This is a genomic window from Sphingomonas sandaracina, assembly GCF_036663695.1.
Classification (GTDB): domain Bacteria; phylum Pseudomonadota; class Alphaproteobacteria; order Sphingomonadales; family Sphingomonadaceae; genus Sphingomonas.
This window is the reverse complement of sequence record NZ_JAXOJK010000008.1, coordinates 1-19,745: the sequence shown is the minus strand read 5'-3', so window position 1 is coordinate 19,745 and position 19,745 is coordinate 1. Positions and strand designations below refer to the sequence as shown.

Sequence of the window (19,745 nt, the reverse complement as noted above, 5' to 3'; positions counted from 1 at the left end):
GGACATTATATACCTACCGATACATCGGGGCGCTTATTCTGATGCTGGCCGTCGCGCTGGCGGCGATGTCGGGGTTCGGCGGGGGGGATCGATCAGTCGCGACCGCAGCGCCTGCGCCGGCGCCCTGCGCCGCGATATCGCGCCTGGCCGGCAGCGGACGCGATGCAGGACCCGCGCTTCAGGCCTGTCTGGACGCGACCCCGGCGAACGGGAAACTGGCGCTTCCATCCGGCCGGTATGAGATCGCAACGCCCGTTAGGCTGCGACGTCCGGTGACATTGACGACACGCGGCCTTTCACCGGATGCGCGTCCGTGCTTTGCCGACGAGCGTCGCTGTGCGGTCCTGCATCTCGCGATCAAAGCGTCCGCGATCGCGGACGCGATCATGCCGATCACGATCGACAGCAACGCGGTCCGGCTCGATCACCTGGTGTTCCAGGGAACGCGACTGAGCGATCCCGCCCTGTCGGCAAAGCGCTGCGCATCGGACAAGGAACGGCCGATGGCGGGCGGACTTCTCGTCAACGGGAATTCGGTGACGATCACCCGCTCGGTTTTTCGCGATATGGCCTGCTATACCGCGCTCGAATACGGAACCGGTGTCGAGGCCGTCATCAGCGACAACGCCTTCATCGGAAATGGCACGCATAACGCGTTGCTGCGCTGGGCGGACGGTTTGACGATCCATACCGCGCAACGCTTCCAGATCTCGGGCAACCGATTTCGCGACAATACTGACGTCCAGCTGATCTTCGGCAGTTGTGTCGGCTGCACAGTTACCGACAATCACTTCGATCATAGCGGAACTGCCGAGGGCGGCGCGTTCGCCGAGATCATGCTGCAAGCGTGGCCCAACGCCACCAGCGGCGATTTCACTGGGACGCAGGTCACCCGCAACACGATCGATTGTGGCCCGCAGCGGCGCTGTGGCTTCGGCATCATGATCGGGTCGGCGCCCTGGTATGAGGCGCCGACATTCGGAGGTGCGGTGACCGACAACCGGGTTCGCGGGGCCATGCTTTCGCTCAACGTCGATTATCTGACGGGGCCGATGGTGATCGCGCGCAACGACCTCGAAGCAGTCTCCGGCACCTATCCGAGCATGTGCGGCCCGCAACGGATCTCCGGCGCTTCGGCGAATTTCTCCGCAAGGTCCCGGATGGTTTTGCCCCCGACCGCCACGGATACGGCCACGACCGCCAAGCATTACTGCATTCTGAACTACAGTATCCGCTAGGCTAGAGCGATCGCATCTCGACTTCGACTGCATGGTTTAGAATATCGACCGTCTTTTCCTTGGCCGTAAGGTTGAGGACAGTCGTCCGGGCATTCTCGCTTAGCTGCCTGTATTCGTTCAGCGTAAGCGCCTCCAACGCTGCGATGGCCTGCTCGATGGTATCTGTGACAATGGAGTTTTCGGGACGCAGGAAATACTCGCCGAGCGTTTTATCGCGCATGAACTCATGCGTACTCACAACCGGCGTTCCCAGCATCATCGACTCCAGGCACGACAGACCATAGGCTTCTTCGTCTTTGAAGTGTGCCGTGAAGAACGATGTCGCCATTCGTGCATTGCATTGCGCATGTGTAAGCAGGCCATCGGTCGCTTGATGGCCGAACATGTAGCAATTCCCCTGCCACTGCGCACGAAACGCTTCGAAGGCAGGCAGTCCCCGCTTCCAGAACGTCGGCATACTTATGAATGACGCGATCGTCCGGTCTTCGAACGACTGAACAATATCCTTGGCAGGAACGTCGGCAATTACGGGTCGCGGAAAATACAACAACCTGTGCTGTATCGGATCCGGATAACTTCGCCAAAGCCCAACATCCGGGCATATCAGGATATTGGATATATTCGGCTCGTACACATGGTTTTGCTGAGCGATATTGAGGATCATCTTGTCGCCATGCTCACGCGCAATAGCCTTTAGATCGTCCTCCTGCGCCTTGCATCCGATCAGCACGAAACCGGGTTCGGTCTTCATATAGTCTTCGAGGGATAGGATCTCGCCTCCAAGACCGGTATTTTCAGCAAAATACTTAATCCGCCCCCAGTCACTATCGGGACTAAAAACCTTGAAACCAATCGATTTAAAATCACGAATTAACGCTTCGGTACCCTGGGGATGATAGTTCTGGATAAGGATAGATTTATTCATGCATGTATTTCCCAGCCCGTGTACCGATTGAATAGTAATATCTTACTGTATGGACTGATTATGCATGTGGATATCGATGGCCTCGTCTATCGTTTCGTAAAAACTGAGCCGGCCATCCTGCAAGACCGCGCCGCGTTCGCAATACGCACGCAAAGTATTCGGGTCGTGACTGATCATCAACAGGGTTCCGGCCGAGCGCCGATGATGGAGCGCGTCTTCGCAGCGCTGCCGAAAGCGGTCGTCGCCCGCCGCAGTAACCTCGTCCACCAGATAACAATCGAAATCGATCGCCAACGAAATGCCAAACGCTAGACGCGCCATCATACCGGCCGAATAGCTATAGATCGGCTGATAGAAATAAGCGCCCAGCTGCGCAAAATCCTCGACGTAATCGAGCAGCTGCTGGATATCCCTGCTGTAGATCCGCGCGATGAAACGCGCATTGTCGGCGCCGGTCAGGCTGGACTGGAAGCAGCTCGAATACCCGATCGGCCAAGAGCACGATACCGAGCGTGTAATGCGACCCGCGCTCGGTGCCTCGACGCCCGAGATCAGACGCATCAAGGTCGATTTACCGGCACCATTGGCGCCGCATATGCCTAGACTGCATCCGGTCGGAATATCGAAGCTCAGATCGCTCAGCACATCCTTGCGGAACTTCCGAATGTGATAGCTTTTGGATACGTTTTCAAACGAGATCATCAATTGAACCACAATATATCAATGTCATCGCCCTGTGCGATCACGCTCGGATCTACCGAGCAACTCAATGCTCCGTGTCACCGCGGTCGGGACCCTGTGTAAGGCGCCGAGACGTAATTCTCAAGCAGCGGCATTAATATCGCTTGCTGGATCGGACGGACAAACATACCGTCGCCGCTGCTCGATTCCATCCCGAAATTTGACAGTTTTGAGCACATTTTGCGATGCCTTACAAATACTTAGCCGATCAGTATCTGGTCTAGTAATCAGGAGTTACAATGGTCGACAGCCCATTTTGGCATTATCAAGCCCGGTTTGACGTTCCAGGAACTATACGCCGTCATGCGGCTGGCCCGCAGATCGCACGCTCCGACTATGCGCTCAATTATTTCGGTGTGGCGATCGATCCAAAATTCTTTCCCGAGCATCTTGAGCCGATGAAGGGGACCGTCGAAGTCGACGTTATTCCGGCCAATTGGCATGCCGACATGGCAGAATTCGGAGCGGCATTGCGCGCCGTCGATCTGGCTGGCGATGTGTTCACCGTCATCGAGCTTGGCTGCCACTGGGGCTGCTGGATCAACATTACGGGTGTGGCAGCGCGCCGAGCGGGTAAGAAAGTTCGCGCGATCGGCATCGAGGGCGAGCCAAATCACGCGGCGTTCGCCCGGGAATCAACCTTGGCAAACGGGTTTTCCCCCGAAGACGTGACGATCCATCACGGGGTCGCAGCGCCCCGTTCGGGAACCGCATTTTTCCCGCCTGAGGGGAGTGGGCTCGATCCGATTATCAACGGAACACAAGACCAGGAATCGAAGGCGGGAAACAGCGGGCTCTACCACAAGCTGCCCGCGGTCGGTTTCGCCGATCTTGCGGTTGGCGTGGAACGCGTGGATTTGCTGCATATCGATATCCAAGGCGGCGAGGCCGACCTGGTCGCCAGTTCGCTGGACTTCCTGAACGAGCATGTCGCTTACATGATGATCGGGACGCATTCGCGCGAGATCGAAGGCCGCCTCTGCGAGGACTTGCTATCGGCGGGGTGGCAACTTGAGGTCGAACGTCCCGCCATCATGGATCTTGCCGGCAAGCCGACGCCGCGGGTCGACGGTGTCCAGGGCTGGCGCAATCCCCGCGTCACCGGTCATGCCCGGTGACGTTTCCGCAGCCGCTCCTGTCGGCAGGAGCGGCTGCCATAGCCTTTTGCGGGGGTTTTCGTATTAGGGCCTAAGCGTCGCCCGAGACGTACATCCACTGCAGCGTATCGGCGAGGCTCCGCGGCCGCCAGTCCGGCAGCGTCTGGCGGAGCAGCGTCGCATCGCCGCCCAGCACTTCGACATCGCCCTTGCGGACGAACGCCTGGTTGACCTCGACCTCGATATGGTGACCGCTGATCGCGGTCAGTTGCTCCAGGATGTCGCCGATCGAGGATACCGCCCCCGTCGCGACGTTGACCACAGGGGGAACGTCCGCCGCCAGCGCCAGACCCGCATAGGCGGCCGCAACCGACCGCACGTCACCGAAATCGCGTTCCACCCAGGTATTGCCGAGCTCGATCACATCGGCGCGCCTGCAGAAATGATCGACGATCTTGGGGATCAGATACTGCGTGTCCTGACCGACGCCCGTATAGTTGAACGGCCGCGTCACGACGATCTCCAGCCGGTCCCGCCACAGGTCCGCGGCTTGCTCCATCGTGCGCTTGCTGATCGCATAATGGTTGACCGGATTGGTCGACGCTTCCTCGGTGATCAATCCCTCGGCCTTCGGGCCGTACACCTGCGCGCTCGACGCCAGGATGCACCGTGCGTCGGGCTTTTTGCGGCTGACCGCGTCGAGCAGGTTCAGCGTACCGAGCTGATTGACCGTGTAGAAGGACATCCAGTCGCTCGCATCGACGAACGCATGACCGGCAAGATGGATGACCCGGTCGAAGTCCAGGCCGTCGACCGCCTGGTCGACGGCCGCTTGGTCGCGCAGATCGCACTGCAGCATGACCGGCATCGCGCCGGCCTGCTCCAGGGCGTCGGACACGAAGCGACCGGTAAAGCCGGTTGCTCCGGTCAGCGCGACCCGCATCAGAACGACCAGCCGGCAGTGTTGCGACGCATGTCCGCTTCCATCATCAGCCGCGCGAGTTCCTCGAGCTGAACCTCGGGCTTCCACCCCAGTTCACGCTCGGCCTTGCCAGGGTCGCCGATCAGCAGGTCGACTTCGGACGGGCGGTAGAAGGCCGGATTGACGCGCACGAGCATCTTGCCCGTCTTGCGGTCGATCCCGGTCTCGTTCTCGTCCTTGCCCGACCAGTCGAGCGTGATGCCAACATGGCCAAAGGCCAGTTCGACGAAATGGCGGACCGGCTCGGTGCGGTTGGTCGCCAGTACATAGGTATCGGCGACATCGTGCTGGAGCATCAGCCGCATGCCTTCGACATAATCCTTGGCATAGCCCCAGTCGCGCTTGGCATCGAGATTGCCAAGCTCAAGCATCTCAGCCTTGCCCTGGGCGATCTTGGCGACCGTATCGGTGATCTTGCGGGTGACGAACTCACGCCCGCGCAGCGGCGATTCATGGTTGAACAGGATCCCGCTTGTGCCGAAAATCCCGAAGCTCTCGCGGTAGTTCACGGTCAGCCAATGCGCGTAGAGCTTGGCCACGCCGTACGGGCTGCGCGGGTAAAAGGGCGTGTCCTCCTTCTGCGGGATCGCCTGGACCTTGCCGAACATCTCGGAGGTCGATGCCTGATAGAAGCGGATGTCGCGATTGACGGTGCGGATCGCTTCCAGAAGATAGGCCGCGCCGAGGCCCGTAATCTGCCCGGTGGCGATCGGCTGGTCGAACGACACGCCGACGAAGCTCTGCGCGGCGAGGTTGTAGATCTCGGTCGCTTCCGACGTCTCGATCAGCCGGATTGCCGAGCCCATGTCAGTAAGATCATATTCGACCAGCTTGAGCTTGGGATGATTGGTGATACCGAGTTCATCGATCCGCCAGAAATTGACCGAGCTCGTCCGCCGGTACGTCCCATAGACCGTATAGCCACGGTTCAGCAGGTTTTCCGCCAGATATGCGCCGTCTTGGCCGCTGATCCCGGTAACGATAGCGGTCTTGGACATAGTTTCTTCCCTCGATAACATTTCGGGGGCGATAGTAGCGTCATGCGACGATAACCAGAGATCACGCGCATTTTTTGCGTTTTCGTGAGGCAATACCGTGCTGAAACGCCCCTTTACAGCCCCTTCTCGACTGCCCACCGGGAAAGCCGCGTGACAGACGGGTGCGACGGCCCGGACGGGGTTGCCGCGGTATCCGGCGATCAGCGCGCGGCCTGCTGCCCGCGCACCGCGAAATCCGCTCTTTCGTACAGCGCCCAGTCCAAGCCCGACAAGTGGGCGCTGCGGCGGGCGACGACCTGGCGATAGCGCCAGCCGCACCGAATGGTCGTCGGCGATGCCTTTGCCTGCGGGCTCGGATCGACGTGCAAAAAACGCCGCGCGGGACAGTCGCCAACGATCGTGAGCGGATACCGCGCCTCGGCCGCGGCGACGCGCAAGACCGCGACCGGACGCAGATAATCGACCATCACGACGGCGCCGCGCGGCGCACGCGCCGCCATCGCCGCGATCGCCGCCCCGGGATCGCCGCGGCGCAGCGCCGCTTGCGCGAGATCCTCGTAAAGGCTGGCGACGACGATCGCACCGAGCGCGGATACGGCTAACACCCCGCGCCATCCCAGCCTGCGCCATCCAAGCTCGCCCTGAGGACTGGCGAGCGCCCTCGCGATGCCATCGGCGACCAGCAACAGGATGGCCACCGCGGTCAGCAGGAAATAGCGCGGGAAACCGCTGTTGCCGATCTGCAGAATCGGAAAGATGAACGGGAAGACCAGGCACGCGACGATCGCGAACGGCCCGATAACCGATCGCCGGCTACGCGGGCCGAGACCGAGCCACACGACCACGACGATCGGTACGGCAACGATCCATCTCCCCATATCGGACAGGCCGAGCGTAGAACCGATCATCGTCGTCATGGCGCCGGACCACCCGGCCAGCGAAAACTCACTGTAATCGCCGACCTGCATACCGGTCGTGCTCAGCGCCGCAGCGCCGATCGTTGTTCCGATCGCAAGGATACAGACCCCGATCGTGGGCAGGAGCAGGCAGAAGGTCGATCTGAGCGCGGCGTCGATCGGCATCCGTCGCGCCATCACCCACACGGCCCAGACGGCGATGGCCCCGACGAAAAACAGCATCGTCAGTTGCGAGAACAGGCCCAGCACCGCCAGCCCGCCGAGGCACCAGGCCGTGCGCGGCGTGCTGCGCTGCGGGTCGTCGAGCACCCACGCAACCCGCCAGATCATCGTCATCGCGGCCAGCAGCATCGGCGCATAGCCCCGCGCTTCCGACCCGTAGTTCACGAGGATCGGCGAGACCGCGAACAGGAGCGCGGCGACCAGCGCATGGGCGTCACCCTGCCGGGCACCGATCGCCGCAGCCACCAGAATGGTGAGGGTGCCGGTCGCGATCGACAGGCTGCGTAGCGCGATCGGCGCGGCACCGATGCCCCACATCTGCATCCACAGGCTGTTGAGGTGATGATTATTGTCGTGGTTGATATCAAGGAACACGCCGAGCGGCGTTCGGGCCCGCGCCGCAAAGACCGCCGACCACGCCTCGTCGACCCACAGCCCCCCGCGCGCGGACCAGATCCGCAGGGCAAGACCCAGCAAAATGATCGCCAACAGGGCAGGGGCGTAAAGACGGTCGCGCACATCCCGACCGTAGGGCAGCATGATTAAGAGCGGATTAGTCACCCGACACCCACCGCGTGCCTATCTGCTGCCGACGGCCGGCATGATGCGCGCGGCCAACCCGCGAAAAGCTTTGGTCCATACCAGCGTCGGAAACATAGCAAACAAGTCCGCCGCGACTAACCGCTTGTTCCATTTTGTCTTTATCACGAACGATAATGCCGACGGTCATTAACACCGGCAATGCGACGATGCTGAATAGCCGATTCTAGGTAGCGAAAGCGATCAGGCAAGTTCATGCGATCTTGCGTCGAGATCAATAAATGACGATGCGATAACAATGATACTTTCCGTGTTTCTGCTCCCTCCCGCCGCGACGATCGGGAATTTTAGTCATGTGCGATGAAACGCGAATTGAGCCGCGGACAACGGTCGAATTGTATCGCAGCGACACCCTGCTGGTACGGCAGGTGGTTGCTGACTCGTCACAGCGTTGGGTCATCACCTTTGACCATCACAGCATCGGCGATGGCTTCGACCGGTTCGGGTTTGGCGAGGAATTTCTGCTCGCGAATGGCATTTCCGCGATCCACGTCCTCGGTCGCGGAAACGACTGGTATCAATATGAAGACATCTTGGATGCAATGGCCGCCGTTCGTGCAGCGACCGCTGGCGCTTCGCGAAGAGTAACATACGGATCGAGTATGGGGGGTTATGCAGCGGTACGTTTGGCCGATGCTGTGGCGGCGGACGGCGTGCTTGCACTATCCCCGCAATGGTCGATCAACCCTGCACGCGCCCGTTGGGAAAACCGCTGGCCACAGGATTCACACAGGATCCGCTGGCTCGATACGATCGATGGATCCGTGACATGCCGCGCGCAACCGGTGCTGGTCTACGATCCACACATGCCACTGGACGGTCAGCATGTCCGACACATCGCGGCAGAGACGCCGTCATTGCTGGTTGCGGTGCCGTACAGCGGACATCCGGCGAGCACCTTCCTAGGCGAAATCACTTTGCTGAAGCCGATGCTGGAGGATTTGCTGCACGACCGTTTCGACGCCAATGCCGTGGCGAAGACGATCAGAGCGCGTCGATCGACGAGCTCGGTGTATCTTGGCGCACTTGCCGAGCGACAGCCCGATGTCCGCCCGCGTACGGCGCTCGCTCTCGCGCGTGCCGGGCACGCCGCACGACCTGACGGTACGCTCGGCATGCTCAGTCTGGCGCGCATCCTGACACGTACCGGCAACCATTGCGAAGCGGTGACGATTCATCGCGAGATCTCCGTCAAGACAGAACGCCTGCCGCTGTATCTGGTCCCTTTTGTCGATGCGCTCTGGCTGGCCGGCGTAAAGAGCGAAGCGATTGCGATTGCGGAGGAGGTGGTGGAGGCTTTGCCGGAGCGTGCCCATCTCAGAAACTGGCGTGCCATAATGTTGTGGAAGCATGGTGAGCGATCAGCGGCGATCGGCCAGCAGAAACAGGCCGTTGCGCTTAATCCCAATAACCGCCGATATCGGCGTAAGCTCTATCTATACCGGATCGCACGATGCGGATGGTGGTTACCCGACTTGATGAGGATGGGGACACGGCGCATGATCTTTAAACGGGAAGCGCTGCAACAAGATAATTCGCTATGTAATTCAGTTTTAGGTTAATTAGCTGAGTTTTATATAAATAAGTTTTCTACTAAACAGAGATATCAATAAAATATATTATGATGTCGACATATATTATTCAGTTTTATACATGATCGCGTTTGCTTTCAAAGCGATTTAGTTTTTAGTTTATTAACATCCTGACGGTAATGAATTTTGATTTGTAAATCAATATTAAACATTCAATTCGCTAATGTAATAATCATAAAACCCGACAGCTGAAAACCCCGCACTTGCACGGCCGAAACTATAGCCGTAGCGTTTTTCGTACTAAGAGGAACGGACAATGGAAAAGATTTCGCTAGTGCGGGCCTCTGTAATATTGGCAGCCCTGACGCTTACGTCATGTGGCGACGACAGTGCCTCGTCGGGCCCCGGTTCTGTTAGCACGATCCCTGGCACCACCCCGACACCCACACCGGCACCCACACCCACACCGACGCCGACGCCGACGCCGACGCCGACGCCGACGCCGACGATAGCCTATACTGCCGCATCTGATTTCACCCAAAATCGTAGTTTTAGTGCAATCTCTATGTCTAAGACATATTCAACTGGCGGCGTCCTATATGCCGTTACTACGCCGCAACAAGAAGTATCGTCCGTCGGATTTGATTACAATGCATCAACCCGAAACTATCAAGTCCGATATGACGGTACTACGCTTTCTGCTGGTCCCGCAGTCCAGAAAATTGATTCATTTGCATACGATCATTGGGATAATGTTGTTGATGACGGAGGCGTGCGCGTTGTGAAATCCTATGATCCCGACGGCACAGCGGTATACTCGACCTACTCATTGTTTGACAGATCGCCGTTACGTTTAAAGGCGACCGGCAATGGCGCTTATGCTCCATCGGTATACTCGGGTTACGCATTATGGCAGCAGACGACCGACACCTCGCGCATGTCGCGTGGCTTTATCAATTACTACCTCTTTGGCGCACGAACCGTTACGGGTGATTTGCCGACCTCGGGAAAAGCGACACGCTCGGGTTTTTCAAACATATACAACCTTGGAAAACCTAGCATTCCTCCATTTAACGGCACTGAACCGACCTCTATCACCGTCGACTTTGACCTCCATACCATCTCCGGCAACACTTCAATATTCGGAGGTAACGGCCAGATTATTATCGGCTTCACTGGCACCATAGATCCACTTACTGGTCGCGTTCACGGAAATCTTGATCAGTATGTCACCGGTACTTTTGAGGGCGCCTTTTACGGTCCCCGCGGCATCGAGCTAGCGCTGATGTTTAACGGCGCGCCCTACATTGGCTTCTCCGTCGTCCAGTGATTGTGCGGCGAGGTGTCACCGCCAGCGCGCCGAAGCAAGCGATGAACGCCTAAAATAGCGGGACGGCCTTGCCGCGCCATGAGGGTTCATCCCCGCGGCTTCGCCCTCCGCCGGTTCGAACACACCCGGTACAATAGGAATACGAAAGGCGAAGATTTCGCTTTCCTTCGAATCGGCGGTGACTCATAGAATCACGATGCCGATCCGCCCCGAAAACCGCTGGCTCTATCCGATCGACTGGCCGCAACTGTCGCAGGCGATCCGGTTCGACCGGGCCGGCGCGCGCTGCGAACGGTGTGCGCGGCCGCACCGCCGGTTCGTCGCGCATCTCGGCGACGGACGCTGGTGGGACGGCGATGCGGCCTGCTGGCGATCCGCGCGCGGGCGGCGGGTCGCGGTCCGCGATCGCTTCGACCTCGGCAGCGTCCGCACGACCTATGTGGTGCTCGCCTGCGCACATCTCGACCATGATCCGGGCCACAACATGCCCGCCAATCTGGCCGCCCTGTGCCAGCGCTGCCACATGCTCCACGACGCGGCCGAACATCGCTGGCAACGCTGGTGGAACGTCTTTCGCCTGTGCGCGCTGCACGACCTGTACGAGGATCCCCGCCTGACGCACGCCCGTATCGCCCGAAATCCGGTGTCGGCGCGCGGGGAGGGTGCATCGCTACCCGCTTAGACGGCAGACGAGGCGCGCGTGCTACAGGCGTGCTGGCCCCACATGCTCTGCACGATGCATTGCCGTTGTCATGCTCGACGTGCTTGACTGCGGCAATTTGGAGAAGATGGCGAAGCACTTGTGAGTGTGCCTTGCCAGTTTCGGACGTTATGATCACCGTTTGCCACGGATTTGTCGAAAGTAAGACAATGAGTGGACTTGGCGCGGATGATGCCCAAGCTACAGCAAGCGCAGCGGATCGCTCGAAGAATGCTGTTTTGTCAGCCCTATCCCAGTAGTTTTGTCGGAAGGTGTCGCGTCTCCGAATCCGGCCAACGCAGCGAGAAGCGAACAGGCAGCACCTGAAGCAGTACGGAGCACTACACGACCGGCCATCCGCATAGGCTTACCGAATGCCCTATGGGGCAAAGAATTAGATGGCAGAGGTCCGGAACATGGGCGTTGGCGACCGGCAACGGGGGCATATTGGCTGTGGCGGAGGATCCCATCTGCCAGGTCGGCAAATTTTGACACTCTCCACTGCCTGCCCTTAACTCACAAATCATTGATCGAATCTGGCAAAAAACGCTGTCCTACAAACCTCGCCGTATGCTTGAGAAGTAATGCGCGTTGTTCTGACAGGCGCGCTCGGTTGAAGGGGTCATCGTGGTAGACATTTCTAACGATATTACTTCGGCGGGCGGTGGTTAGGCACGCGTCCTAAAAAAACTCTTCCTCCAATAAGTTACAAGATCTGTGACTTCAGGTCATCGACGAACCTTTGCGGCTTGGAGCTACTATTGTCGCTCAGGCCGTGCCAGCGATGATCAACATCTAGACGGCTTAAACTGGCTTATATTTGGCCAATAACGAAAGAAAATCACATGGCTGACATGGAAGAAACTGCCGCGCTGACGCCGCCCGGCGTCTACACCACGCTCGTTGCCGGTCGCGACGCCGTCGCGACCAACGCGACGTTCTGGGCTCAAGATCGGGCTGGAGTTTCGCTGTACCGCAAAACGGCAGCAACGACCGAGGCGCGCGTCATGACGATCGGCAGCGACCCCGGCATCCGCCTCAGCCTGGTCGCCACGCCGGATGCGAAGATCGTCAACTTCGCAACGATGGCTATCGGATCGACGACGCTTACCGCGCGCACGGCAATCTTCGACGCATCTGACATCGGCAAGTCCGTTGCTGTCGCCGGCGCAGGATCCGCTGGTGAAAAATTAACCAGCACGATCGCGTCTGTTCAATCGGCCACGCAGGTTACCCTAGCTAACCCGGCTGGCACCGCCACGGATGGTCGTGGTGCAACGCTTGGGACGAACTGTGGTCCTGCCTTCGCAGCTGCGCTGGCAGCACTTAACGCGGCAGGTGGGGGCGAGTTGATCATCGACGGTCTGTTCTTCTTGAGCACACCTGTTGTCGGCTCGTTCAATGACAATGCAGCGCAGGTAGCGATCGTCGGCTACGGTGGGGATGCGGGCATCGTCATTGCATGTGACAGGGATAAAGATGCGTTGCTGCTCTCGGGCGGCGGGCGTCTCATGGTCGACGGGGTCAATTTCATCGGCACCCCCTTGGAAATCGCGGACGCGCGTCGCGCGCTCAGTTTCCACAGTTGTCGTGCCATGCTCCGCAATACCGGGTGGTTCGGCGTGGCATGTATCGGTACCGATGATGGTGCTGTTGTATATGCCGAGAAGACGGACCTTACGACAGAGGACAATTTCTTCGGATCGTGTGTCGGGGGCCTGGGCAACGCTACAATAAAGCTCCGGAAGTTCATGGGCTTCCGATCTGCTCGAGATTGGTTTCTGGACTACGGCCGCTTCCAGAGCATCCTGTTCATCAAGACAGGCATGTCATTCACCAGAGCATGGATTTTTGCGGAGGACCAATTCGAAAAAGACTCGAACGCTGTCGGTCAAAGCGTATTTCGCGTTACTGACACTCGTTGCGACGAGGGTTGCCTTTACGCGATTGCCGCAACAACGAGGAGCGGTACCGGCAACAGGATTAAACACGTCGAGATCACTGGGCTGCAGGCCAACAACTCGTTTGGCGGCAACGCGATCTACCTCGAGCGGGTCGACCACGCAGTCATCGACCAGCCAACGATCGGATGGCGAAATACACCAGGCGATGGCCTCGTGCTCAACGATTGCGGTTCGGTAACTGTGCGCGGCGCGTCCATCACGACCGGCGCTCCGGGCGCACCGACCGGTATGGCGGACGGTATTCTCGCAACCGACGTGCGCAGCCTAATTTTGGAGGATGGGAACTTCGCGCGCTTCACCTTCACGCGCGTCGACCGGTTCCAGCAGGTATCCCTCGGTCAGGGCGGCGTGGCACCTTACCAGAAGGGTGGACGCATAACGGACGCAGATTTTAAGGTTCCCCCCCCGGTGGGAACGATCGGAATCGATACGGCGAACAAGCGGATCTACGGCCGTTTTGCACAGGGCTGGCTTGCCACGCCGATTATGACAGCCAACGATGATCCAACCTTCGCTCTCCGTAACATCACGCCGAATGCGGGCGCATTAACGGGCTTCACCAAGTATACCAAAACATCTGGCGGCAACGTGTGGGGCGAGGCGACTGCCAACCTGTCGCAGACCATGCGAGGCAGTTTCCGGTTGCGTATGCGTTTCCCCAACGCCGCTCCGGGGAATTACGTGGCTGCGGGTGCGTCGCCGGCAAGCTTCGGCGCGAACGTCGGAATCAATAACGCTGGTGTGCGACTGGGTCTACTGCAGAATAATGGCACTCAAATGTACGCGACTGCCAATGGTAATGTCATTACCGCCCCATTCCCATACGTGGCCGGGCAGGTGGTGCAGTTAGATTACAACGCGGCGGCTGGTACGTTCCAGATGACGATTAACGATCTTGTAGTCGTTAGTCCCACGGCGGTTCCCGCAACCGTCACACCTGACCTCGAGCAGCGGTTCTCGTCATCGATCTACAACGTCGGTGGTACGTTCGAACTGCTCGAATACTCACCAATCTAACCACTGGACCGTCAGCATTTGGCAGGAACCTCGCGGCCTTTACGGCCGCGGGGAAGGGGGCGGTGTATGATCCCTCTCGGTAACTTCGTCCGTGCCGTACGTGCCGAAACTCTGAAGGACCCAGCATGAATGGTATTGACCTGCTCACCAGAAATTATGCGATTGGTAAGTTAGCTCGTCAGATGAAACCGAACGATGCGGCGAGGCCGTTTTACCGAGGATTAAATCATTGGGGTGCTGCGCCAGCATGAGGCTCGCGTGAAGACCGCGAAGCTGTGCCGGAAGGACGGGATCAGCGACACGACATTCTATAATCGCTGCGGTCAATGGTCAGAGCTGGTCGCGTGCCCCACGGTCATCGAGCAAAGCGAACACGGCGAAAGATCGACAGCCAGATCGCCGCAATCTTCCGCCGACATATTGCCGTGAATCTGCATCACTTCGGCCAGCAGATCATGGGTTACGCGCACCCGGTTGATTCCGTCTCGATATCCGCCACGCCAGCCCCCTGTTCTACATCCGATAAAGGACATTATCGTATGTACGATGACCAAAGAATCTGACTATAGCTTGCGCCCCGCACAAGCCGAGTGTATGTACAAATTTGTCAATACAGAATTCAGCGTGGCGTTCGAGTGGGATAACGAAAAGGCTGCTTCGAATCTCGCTAAACACGGCGTTTCATTCGAATTAGCAAAAGAGGTCTGGAAAGATGCCTTCCACGTCATCCTCCCCGATCGGATCGAGAAGGGGGAACAGCGATGGCACGCTCTCGGCCTAGTCGGGCCAGTTGTCGTGCTGGTTGTCGTCCATAGCTACCCCGATCCCGACGACGAGAATTGGACGCGCATCATCAGCGCCCGAAAGGCGACGAAGCAGGAAAGGTACCGCTATGAGCAAGAAGGCGCTTAGCCCCGAATTGCAGGACCAGCTCGACAAGCTCGCCGCCCTGCCTGATGAGCAGATCGACACGGCCGACATTCCCGAAGCTTCCCCCGAGGCGTGGCTGCACGCTCGTCGACCTGGCCTCTATCGGCCGATCAAAAAGCCCGTCACGCTTCGCCTCGATGCCGACGTGGTGGCTTGGTTCAAAGAACACGCGCAGGATCGTGGATACCAGACCGAAATCAACCGAGTGCTGCGTCGCTATGTATCGGAGGCGCAAGCCTGATACGGCATTCTAATACTTCGCAACCGCAGAAAGCGCATAGTTATACCTGCTGCATTAATGGTTTAAAGCGAGCCAATTTCAGGTATTATAATAACGATTCAAAGTAGCTTCGGCAAAAGCCACCTTGAACAATAACTTAGCTCCGACTAAGCGCCCTTGATCACAGGTAATTGTTTGAACGGGAACATTGGGGCTGACGGACGATGGATACCTTTTGCAACGACGCCTAGTCGCCGAGGTGCCGGGATAAGACACGATTGGGCGGACGGGACACGGCATCTCCGACGCCCCAATCGGTCGGCGCCAGAAGACATGAGGCCACTTGCTCGTGATCGCCTCCGAGCCAGGATGACAAGCCGGGCAACCGATGAGGCACGCGGCCGCGGCCTCTGACGGTTTGAACACGTCCGGTACAAGACGAAACGAAAGACGAAGATTTCGCTTTCCTTCGAATCGGCGGTGACTCATAGAATCACGATGCCGATCCGCCCCGAAAACCGCTGGGTCTATCCGATCGACTGGCCGCAACTGTCGCAGGCGATCCGGTTCGACCGGGCCGGCGAACGGTGCGCGCGGCCGCATCGGCGGTTCGTCGCGCATCTAGGCGACGGACGCTGGTGGGACGGCGATGCAGCCTGCTGGCGATCCGCGCGCGGGCGACGGATCGCGATGCGCGATCGCTTCGAACTGAGCAGCGTCCGCACGACCTATGTGGTGCTCGCCTGCGCGCATCTCGACCATGATCCGGGCCACAACATTCCCGCCAATCTGGCCGCCTTGTGCCAACGCTGGCACATGCTCCACGACGCGGCCGAACATCGCTGGCAACGCTTGGAACGTCTTCCGCCTTTGCGCGCTGCGCGACCTGTACGAGGATCCCCGCCTGACGCACGCACGTATCGCCCGACGTCCGGTGTCGGCGCGCGAGGAGGGTGTATCGCTGTCAGCTTAGACGGTGGACGGGGGCGCATGCTCTACACGATGCGTTGCCATTGTCGTGCTCGACTGCCGTTGCACGACTAGATCAATTTTCGCGGACAAATGTTTCTCAAACCCTGCCCAAGAAAAAGGGACCCCTGCTTTTGCAGGGGTCCCGAGGCGGGGAGGCCGGTCCGGGCGAACGGGGCGCCATTTCCCCTCACCGGAGAGTATCAGAAGGCGAACCCGGCGCCGACCGCGCCGCCACCCTTGCCGCGGGTGTTCATCGTAGCTCCAGCCTTGACGATGAAGGAGCCATCGGCATTTGCCTTGGACACGCCGACCGCGAAGCCCGCTTCGCCGCCCCAGTTGCTGATGCCGCCACCGACCATACCCATACCCGGCCCGTACGCCTGCGGGATCGTTGCTAGCGCCATCGCCGCTGCCGTGCCGCCATTCGCATCGCGGCGCACTTCCTTAAGGTCAAAGCCGAGCTGGTTGAGCCGCGTGTCGGTATACGTGTTGGCCTGCGCCAGCGTCTGGTTGAGCCCACTGCTAAGCTGCCCGACGTTCACCGCATCGCTCGGCGAGATGCCGGCTGCGACGTTGGTGATCTGGCGGTTCGCCGCTGCGGTACCGACCGACACGCTGTCCGCCCGATCTGCGATCGACCCGGTACCGAGTGCGACGCTGTTGGCCGCCGTGGCATTCGCTGCGGTGCCGAGTGCGACCGCATTGGCACCCGACGACGTCGCTCCGCCGCCCGCTGCGATCGCGTTGACTCCGCTCGCCACCGGGGTCGGGTTACCAGCGGTGTTGTTTACCTGGAAGAAGCCAGCGGTGCCGCTTTGCAAGTTGGTAATGTTGGTCGTGTTGGAGGCAACCTGCTGCCCGACCGCATTCAACTGCGCACCGTTGACCGCGTCGGTAGAAGTTGCACCAAGCACGCCATTCGCCACGTTGGTAATGCGCACCGCGGCACCTGCCGTTCCGCCCACCAGTGTCGCGACGTTGGCACGGCTGCCATCGGCGTTGCGATCATACTGGATTGCATTCTGCGAAGCCGCAGCAATCGCCGCTACCTGGCCGCCGTTGACCGCGTCGGTCGAACCAACAGCGATCGACCCCGCCGCTACGTTATGCAGCCTGACCGGCGCTGCCACGTCCGCACCGATCAACGTCACGTCGTTCGTCAGTACGCCGCCGTTCGGGGCCGTCGGTGTTGCGGCGTTCGAATATTGTACGGGGCTGACGGCCGATCCGACCAGCGTATTGCGGATCGTCGTGATCTCGGTCGTGTTGTTCGTGACCTGTTGGTTGGTCGCGAACAACTGGCCGCCATTGACGGCGTCGGTCGAGGCGGCGGAAAGCGTGCCGGCCGCCACGTTGGTCACCGTCGTGCCGGCCGCTCCGCCGAGCGTCACGCGGTCTCGTGTCGCGGTATCGTACGTTACGCTGGTGTTCGCCACCTGGGTCGCCTGCCCACTGACGCCGGCAAGCGCATCGCCCACAGTGGCGTAGGTCGCGCCGTTGATGACATAGGTCGGACCAGTCAGGGTACCGGTCGCCGCGGTGTAGGCAGCACCTCCGCCGAGGCTGGTAGCGAAAGCCGCGCCCAGCGTGTCCGATACGCCGCGCAGCTGCGCCACATTCACCGCGTCGGTATTCGCGCTGCCGGCGCCGACCCCGGTGATCTGACGTTCACCGAGGGGAAAGAATTGCCCGGTGGTGGGATCGATAACTTGCACACTCCGGGCGACCGCGATTTCGCCGACCGTGCTTTGCGCGGCGGCTAGGCCGAACGCAGTATATCCCACCACGCCGCCGCGCTGCGTCGACGCCCCGCGACCCAATGCGACACTGCTAACGGCTGATGCGTTTGCTTCAGCGCCGATGGCTACCGAACCCGTCGCCGATGCGACGGCGTTGGTCCCGAACGCGGATGAGGCAAAGCCCGATGCATTGGCATTTTCGCCGACCGCAAGCGCCTGATCCGCACCGGCTACCGACATCGTGCCGAGCGCGGTAGAATTGAGCCCGATGGCCATGGCGCGGTTACCGAAAGACGCGGCGCTGTCACCCGAAGCGCTAGCGTCGTTACCGACGGCAAGCGTATCGTTGCCGGTGGCGATGATGTTGTTGCCGAACGCCAGTGACTGGTTGCCCGTAAGCCGGTTATTGTTGCCAATCGCGCTCGCCTGGGCCCCGTTGACATTATTGCCGGTGCCGATCGCGATCGCATTGACACCGTTCAAGGTGTTCACATCACCGATTGCGACCGCGCCCGCGCCGACGGCGTTGTTGTTGCCGCCGATGCTGACCGCCGAGTCGCCGGTCGCGAAGTTGGTATCGCCGAGCGCGACCGCGCCGATCCCTGTCGCCTGGTTGTCGCGGCCAAGCGCGACCGCGCCGTCGCCCGTCGCGATGTTCGGATCGCCGATCGACACTGCGCCATCGCCCGAGGCGATGTTGGCAAAGCCGATCGCCACTGCCTTGCCGGTCATCGCGGCCGATCCGTCACCGATCGCGACCGAGCCTGCGCTCATCGCCATAGTATTGCGCCCTGCGGCAATCGATCCGTCGGCCCCGGCCATTGCTGCCGGACCGATTGCGGTGGAGTCCGTACCCGCCGCCTGCGAGTCAGCCATGACGGAGTTCGCCCGGAAGTACCGCAGGTTGCTGGCAACGGCGCCCCCGATCGATGTCTCGATCGCGGAAACCGCCCCCTGGACGTTGCCATAGGTGGCACCACCATAGGCGATGCCCGCAGTCACCTGTCCTGTCACCGGATCGTAACTGGACGTGCCGCCCAGCGCCGCGGCGAGGCTATTGCCCAGCCCGAACACCTGCGCGCCGTTGACCGCGTCGCTGCTGGTCGCGCTGAGCACACCCACAGCCACGTTGGTGATCCGCTGCGGCGTGCCACCCCGCGCGGCGTTGAAGGCCTGAAGGCCGCCGTCGTACAGCAACGCGTCGGTCTGCAACGCTGCAACGTTGGAGTTGAGCGTGGTGACCGACCCACCGAGGTTGGTGATGTTCGCGGTATTGCCCGCCACCGCGTCGTTCGTCGCGGAAAGCTGGCTGCCATTGACGGCGTCGGTCGAGGTCGGGTTCACCGCACCCGCCGCGACGTTGGTCAGGACCGTACCGTTTACGCCACCCAGTGCGAGTGTACCCTTGGTTGCATCGGTATAGCGCACGGCGAGCGGATCGGCTGTGCCAGTGGCGATGTTGGTGGTGAGGTTGGCGATGGCCGAGGTGTTGGAGCCGACCTGAGTGTTGGTGGCGAACAATTGCGCGCCGTTGACGGCATCGGTCGACCCGGCATTCAGCGCACCGGCAGCGACATTGGTGATCGTGCTCGCAACCCCGCCGCGCGATGCGTCGAAGGCA

The 19,745-nt window shown here is 60.1% G+C and carries 16 protein-coding genes; 10 read left to right on the top strand and 6 right to left on the bottom strand.

Going from position 1 to position 19,745, the window contains the following annotated elements; translation table 11 throughout:
• The first annotated feature begins 41 nt into the window (after positions 1 to 41).
• Complete coding sequence (locus U1707_RS17730) at positions 42 to 1,238, top strand: right-handed parallel beta-helix repeat-containing protein (protein ID WP_332801383.1); 1,197 nt, start codon at positions 42 to 44, stop codon at positions 1,236 to 1,238.
• 1 nt (position 1,239) lies between these two features.
• Here the strand turns inward: U1707_RS17730 and U1707_RS17725 are convergent, their stop codons facing one another.
• The gene (locus tag U1707_RS17725; RefSeq protein ID WP_332801382.1) at positions 1,240 to 2,163 is read right to left on the bottom strand and encodes a glycosyltransferase family protein; all 924 of its coding nucleotides are present in this window, start codon (positions 2,161 to 2,163) and stop codon (positions 1,240 to 1,242) included.
• Positions 2,164 to 2,205: 42 nt separating this feature from the next.
• Positions 2,206 to 2,865: an ABC transporter ATP-binding protein gene (locus tag U1707_RS17720; protein WP_332801381.1), complete on the bottom strand. Its 660-nt coding sequence runs from the start codon at positions 2,863 to 2,865 to the stop codon at positions 2,206 to 2,208.
• Between the two features lie 278 nt (positions 2,866 to 3,143).
• Between U1707_RS17720 and U1707_RS17715 the strand changes: the two genes are divergently transcribed.
• Positions 3,144 to 4,022 (top strand): class I SAM-dependent methyltransferase, encoded by an 879-nt coding sequence (locus U1707_RS17715; protein WP_332801380.1) that lies wholly within the window; start codon positions 3,144 to 3,146, stop codon positions 4,020 to 4,022.
• Between the two features lie 70 nt (positions 4,023 to 4,092).
• On the opposite strand, the gene U1707_RS17710 is transcribed toward U1707_RS17715, so the two are convergent.
• From U1707_RS17710 to U1707_RS17700, 3 genes are all read right to left on the bottom strand, one after another.
• A complete protein-coding gene (locus tag U1707_RS17710) occupies positions 4,093 to 4,944 on the bottom strand; it encodes a GDP-mannose 4,6-dehydratase (protein WP_332801379.1) in 852 nt (283 codons plus the stop codon).
• Complete coding sequence (gmd, locus tag U1707_RS17705) at positions 4,944 to 5,981, bottom strand: GDP-mannose 4,6-dehydratase (protein ID WP_332801378.1); 1,038 nt, start codon at positions 5,979 to 5,981, stop codon at positions 4,944 to 4,946. The genes U1707_RS17710 and gmd overlap by 1 nt, the downstream gene beginning before the upstream one ends.
• A gap of 200 nt (positions 5,982 to 6,181) precedes the next feature.
• Positions 6,182 to 7,639: a glycosyltransferase family protein gene (locus U1707_RS17700; RefSeq protein WP_332801377.1), complete on the bottom strand. Its 1,458-nt coding sequence runs from the start codon at positions 7,637 to 7,639 to the stop codon at positions 6,182 to 6,184.
• Between the two features lie 374 nt (positions 7,640 to 8,013).
• Between U1707_RS17700 and U1707_RS17695 the strand changes: the two genes are divergently transcribed.
• From U1707_RS17695 to U1707_RS17660, 8 genes are all read left to right on the top strand, one after another.
• A complete protein-coding gene (locus tag U1707_RS17695; RefSeq protein WP_332801376.1) occupies positions 8,014 to 9,282 on the top strand; it encodes a tetratricopeptide repeat protein in 1,269 nt (422 codons plus the stop codon).
• 286 nt (positions 9,283 to 9,568) lie between these two features.
• A complete protein-coding gene (locus U1707_RS17690; RefSeq protein WP_332801375.1) occupies positions 9,569 to 10,582 on the top strand; it encodes a HupA family protein in 1,014 nt (337 codons plus the stop codon).
• Positions 10,583 to 10,760: 178 nt separating this feature from the next.
• Positions 10,761 to 11,264: a hypothetical protein gene (locus U1707_RS17685; protein WP_332801374.1), complete on the top strand. Its 504-nt coding sequence runs from the start codon at positions 10,761 to 10,763 to the stop codon at positions 11,262 to 11,264.
• 863 nt (positions 11,265 to 12,127) lie between these two features.
• Complete coding sequence (locus tag U1707_RS17680) at positions 12,128 to 14,263, top strand: hypothetical protein (RefSeq protein ID WP_332801373.1); 2,136 nt, start codon at positions 12,128 to 12,130, stop codon at positions 14,261 to 14,263.
• Between the two features lie 125 nt (positions 14,264 to 14,388).
• Positions 14,389 to 14,514: a hypothetical protein gene (locus U1707_RS17675; protein ID WP_332801372.1), complete on the top strand. Its 126-nt coding sequence runs from the start codon at positions 14,389 to 14,391 to the stop codon at positions 14,512 to 14,514.
• A 295-nt stretch (positions 14,515 to 14,809) separates the two neighbouring features.
• Positions 14,810 to 15,175: a BrnT family toxin gene (locus tag U1707_RS17670; protein ID WP_332801371.1), complete on the top strand. Its 366-nt coding sequence runs from the start codon at positions 14,810 to 14,812 to the stop codon at positions 15,173 to 15,175.
• Positions 15,156 to 15,434, top strand: coding sequence for a BrnA antitoxin family protein (locus U1707_RS17665; RefSeq protein WP_332801370.1), 279 nt, complete (start codon positions 15,156 to 15,158; stop codon positions 15,432 to 15,434). The genes U1707_RS17670 and U1707_RS17665 overlap by 20 nt, the downstream gene beginning before the upstream one ends.
• Before the next feature lie 459 nt (positions 15,435 to 15,893).
• A complete protein-coding gene (locus U1707_RS17660; protein WP_332801369.1) occupies positions 15,894 to 16,457 on the top strand; it encodes a hypothetical protein in 564 nt (187 codons plus the stop codon).
• Between the two features lie 128 nt (positions 16,458 to 16,585).
• Here the strand turns inward: U1707_RS17660 and U1707_RS17655 are convergent.
• On the bottom strand, positions 16,586 to 19,745 hold a 3,160-nt coding region (locus U1707_RS17655), incomplete at its 5' end, for a YadA-like family protein (protein WP_332801368.1).

What these genes read in the sequence shown, in the direction of transcription:
- U1707_RS17730 (WP_332801383.1), top strand. Translation starts at nt 42, where the DNA reads ATGCTGGCCGTCGCGCTGGCGGCGATGTCGGGGTTCGGCGGGGGGGAT.
- U1707_RS17725 (WP_332801382.1), bottom strand. Translation starts at nt 2,163, where the DNA reads ATGAATAAATCTATCCTTATCCAGAACTATCATCCCCAGGGTACCGAA.
- U1707_RS17720 (WP_332801381.1), bottom strand. Translation starts at nt 2,865, where the DNA reads ATGATCTCGTTTGAAAACGTATCCAAAAGCTATCACATTCGGAAGTTC.
- U1707_RS17715 (WP_332801380.1), top strand. Translation starts at nt 3,144, where the DNA reads ATGGTCGACAGCCCATTTTGGCATTATCAAGCCCGGTTTGACGTTCCA.
- U1707_RS17710 (WP_332801379.1), bottom strand. Translation starts at nt 4,944, where the DNA reads ATGCGGGTCGCGCTGACCGGAGCAACCGGCTTTACCGGTCGCTTCGTG.
- gmd (WP_332801378.1), bottom strand. Translation starts at nt 5,981, where the DNA reads ATGTCCAAGACCGCTATCGTTACCGGGATCAGCGGCCAAGACGGCGCA.
- U1707_RS17695 (WP_332801376.1), top strand. Translation starts at nt 8,014, where the DNA reads ATGTGCGATGAAACGCGAATTGAGCCGCGGACAACGGTCGAATTGTAT.
- U1707_RS17690 (WP_332801375.1), top strand. Translation starts at nt 9,569, where the DNA reads ATGGAAAAGATTTCGCTAGTGCGGGCCTCTGTAATATTGGCAGCCCTG.
- U1707_RS17680 (WP_332801373.1), top strand. Translation starts at nt 12,128, where the DNA reads ATGGCTGACATGGAAGAAACTGCCGCGCTGACGCCGCCCGGCGTCTAC.
- U1707_RS17675 (WP_332801372.1), top strand. Translation starts at nt 14,389, where the DNA reads ATGAATGGTATTGACCTGCTCACCAGAAATTATGCGATTGGTAAGTTA.
- U1707_RS17670 (WP_332801371.1), top strand. Translation starts at nt 14,810, where the DNA reads ATGACCAAAGAATCTGACTATAGCTTGCGCCCCGCACAAGCCGAGTGT.
- U1707_RS17665 (WP_332801370.1), top strand. Translation starts at nt 15,156, where the DNA reads ATGAGCAAGAAGGCGCTTAGCCCCGAATTGCAGGACCAGCTCGACAAG.